The organism is Roseateles sp. P5_E1 (assembly GCF_054049335.1).
In genome coordinates this window covers 1-565 of the sequence record NZ_JBFUMN010000378.1, presented here as the reverse complement: position 1 = coordinate 565, position 565 = coordinate 1, and the positions used below count along the sequence as shown (strand labels likewise).

Below are 565 nucleotides of genomic sequence, written 5' to 3'. Positions count from 1 at the left end.
GATGTGGTGGCTCACGCCGGTGTTCGACCGGCTGGCGCTGTATGTGATCTCGCGCGGTATCTTCGGCGATGCGCCGAGCGCCTTGCAGACGCTGCGCGCGCAACGCGCGTGGGGCTGGAGCGGCTTCTGGGGCTACCTGGGCTGGCGCCGCTTCAGTCCACTGCGTTCACTGCTGATGCCGGTCAACCTGCTGGAAGGCAACGCGGTTGAACATCGCGGCGCACGCCGTCGCGCCGTGGCCGGTGCGGCGGTCGGCCATGCGATCCTGCTGACGGTGACGTGCATGGCCTTCGAGGTCGCGCTGGTGGTGGGCGGGATCGCGGCGGTGTTCATGTTCGTCCCGTTCGAGCTGCTGTCCGATTCCTGGCGTGCGGCGTGGGCGATGGTCAGCGAGGACACACCGGCCTGGGCCAGGTTCGGCTTCAACCTGCTGTCCTGGCTGGCCATCAGTCTGATCGGGCCGTTCTACGTGGGCGCCGGCTTCGGCCTGTACCTCAACCGGCGCACCGAGATGGAAGCCTGGGACGTGGAGATCGCCTTCCGCCGCCTGCGCGACCGCCTGCAG

Annotated in this window: 1 protein-coding gene; it reads left to right on the top strand. The window is 68.7% G+C overall.

The annotated features are described in order from the left end of the window. Positions 1–19 precede the first annotated feature (19 nt). Positions 20–565 (top strand): hypothetical protein (locus tag ACXJKJ_RS31625; RefSeq protein WP_457395655.1); only part of this gene is annotated, 546 nt, incomplete at its 3' end.